The organism is uncultured Campylobacter sp., assembly GCF_937949835.1.
Classification (GTDB): domain Bacteria; phylum Campylobacterota; class Campylobacteria; order Campylobacterales; family Campylobacteraceae; genus Campylobacter_B.
Window position 1 is genome coordinate 1 of sequence record NZ_CALEDC010000479.1, and the last position, 2,216, is coordinate 2,216.

At 45.4% G+C, this 2,216-nt stretch carries 4 protein-coding genes and 1 tRNA gene; all 5 read right to left on the minus strand.

Annotated elements, in window-relative coordinates; genetic code table 11:
• Positions 1–157: 157 nt before the first annotated feature.
• Positions 158–298 (minus strand): hypothetical protein, encoded by a 141-nt coding sequence (locus Q0256_RS10610; RefSeq protein WP_297962848.1) that lies wholly within the window; start codon positions 296–298, stop codon positions 158–160.
• A 140-nt stretch (positions 299–438) separates the two neighbouring features.
• A complete protein-coding gene (locus Q0256_RS10615) occupies positions 439–645 on the minus strand; it encodes a hypothetical protein (protein ID WP_297962850.1) in 207 nt (68 codons plus the stop codon).
• Entirely contained in the window at positions 635–1,636 is a 1,002-nt protein-coding gene (locus tag Q0256_RS10620) for a hypothetical protein (RefSeq protein ID WP_297962852.1), read from the minus strand. The genes Q0256_RS10615 and Q0256_RS10620 overlap by 11 nt, the downstream gene beginning before the upstream one ends.
• A gap of 109 nt (positions 1,637–1,745) precedes the next feature.
• Positions 1,746–1,828 (minus strand) — tRNA-OTHER (locus tag Q0256_RS10625).
• Positions 1,829–1,944: 116 nt separating this feature from the next.
• Positions 1,945–2,112, minus strand: a complete 168-nt coding sequence (locus tag Q0256_RS10630) for a hypothetical protein (protein WP_297962854.1) — start codon at positions 2,110–2,112, stop codon at positions 1,945–1,947.
• Between the last annotated feature and the right edge of the window lie 104 nt (positions 2,113–2,216).

Below are 2,216 nucleotides of genomic sequence, written 5' to 3' on the forward strand. Positions count from 1 at the left end.
TCCTTTATCAGCTCTCTTATTCTTTCTATTCTGCCTTGCGGTAGCGATAATATCGCATCGGCAATAGCCGATGCATTAAAAGCATTTAGTATCTCGCGCAATTCAGCTTCCCCCATCTCATTTATGATTTGGCTAATTGCCACATCGGCGTATACTGTCAGTTTTGTTTCATCGCGCATCGCATATCCTTTTTGCGAGCATTCACAAATTTAGCAAAGCTGCTAAATTTCGTGTGTTTATCTATACCTACCCTAGTCCGGTAAGCTATAAATTCTTCTCTAAAATCTTTCAAACTCATTGTTTATCCTTTAAAATTTGCTTGCATTTTGCGGCTGCTGTAATAACCGCACCAAAGCCGAAACCGATCAGAAAAGCTACGACAAAGCTCATCTCAATATTCCAAATCTTAAATTTGAGATGGTAAATTTCGTATGCTTTCTAAAAAATCGTTTCAAAAGCCTCAACACAACCACTCTCCATTATTTTTTTCGCTATCTCGGCTTTATGCTGCGCGTAAAGTAGTGCAAGCCTCGCTGAAATAAAATCCGACACCTCGTCCTTGCTTACGCCCATCTTCCAGCAATAGTCGTATATCGCATCTATGGCGTCTTGCATATCGGCGATACTCGTGATTTCAAATTTCATTGTTTTCCTCCCATTCGATATTTCTAGGGCGAGGCGGCCAGCACTCCCTATTTTCGTATTCGTCCATTTTGTGGTCGTACCACTCTTTTTGCTCTGGCGTCAGAGCATTTACGAAGTCTATCCAGAGGAAACGACTTCGCGCGAAGTAGTTCACGTAGCTGATGAATTCCAGTATCTTTTTCCTCTCCTCCGCCGAGAAAGAAGATGATATAAAAGAGCCGTCTATTTCCTCCAGCGGCTCATTCTTCGAGTATTTCGTAGCTACGATACGAAATTTTCTATCGCGCACCCCTATACTCCAGCTGTTCCAAGCGCTATCCAAAATAGGATAGTCCCTCATAAGTTCGGTGATTACGCGCTCTAGTTTTTGTTGCGCGAATACCGCCCTACTAAGGTTTTCAAAAAAAGATCTGCCTACCTTTTCGACCAAAGCGCTCCTTGTGGAAATCGCGATGCCCGGAAGACCGCATACGACCTCCCATTGTTCATCACGGCCGCAATGAGCAAAAGGAAGCTCGCCGATCTCTAGCATCTCGGCCCTATAGCTTACGGGGTGGGTGTTTTCCCGCAAGAAGAGAATATCGTAAGCCCTAGTCCAATCCCATTCCCTAAGCTCCTCCTCAAGGGCGTCCGTTCGCCTCCCAAGGCTTTGTAGATAGTCGAAGCAAATTTTTTGCTCCGCTAACTTTTGCTCGCTTGGCAAGGCTCCGGCCTTTTCAATGAAGTTTGGTATGTGCTCGGCAGGATCGCCCACATAGAAAAATACCGCTTTCTTGTGAGGGGTATGGTCTCCCGCCAAAACCACACCATGGTCTACGACCTCTACGATCGAAAAGCCATCGAGGGTTTCAACGAGCGCCAAGACGCTTACTTCTGCAGCTTCCGCCTCTCTTTTTGTGGTATAAAACCGCTCTCTTTTTCCAGCTGGAAGTATCCAGCTAAAAGTCTCGCCATTTTTAGCGTGGCGACCAACTATAGTTTCAAATTTCATAGTTTTCTCCTTAAAAAATATCCATAAAAGAGCCTCCAGTGTAAATTTCATTTGCATGGATATCCGCCGCAAGGAGTAAGGCGAGTGGAGGCTCATTTATGGATATGGCGGCGGACGGCAGGAGTCGAACCTGCGTTCCAAAATCTCGTTTTACGGGCACCCAAGAGTTTTTGCCGCTTAACATACGTCCGCCATGAAATAAAAAAGGAAAGTCAGTGTTTTACTTAAACTATGACAGCCCCCAAATGCGGGAGATGTCAAGCCGGTTTGACGGCAATCTCTGCCTTTTACTCATCAACGGCATTAGCCTACGAAACCTTTATGGTGGCGAACGCTCGGTTTAGCCGATAAAAGCCGTTGTTGCAATTTAGCGCGCCGCTTGGCACATCCGCCATAAAAAATTTGACAAGGATTTTTCTACCCCCGAACTTGTCGCTATCGGGGCTGATTACTCGGGTATGGATTGTCGTATCCATACGGACGCTTCCCGTAGCTTTAGCTCAACGCGGGCTAGGTGTGGGTCACCTTGGTTTTGATGAGGGAATATTAGCATAGCCTATATTAAAGATAGCTTAAATTA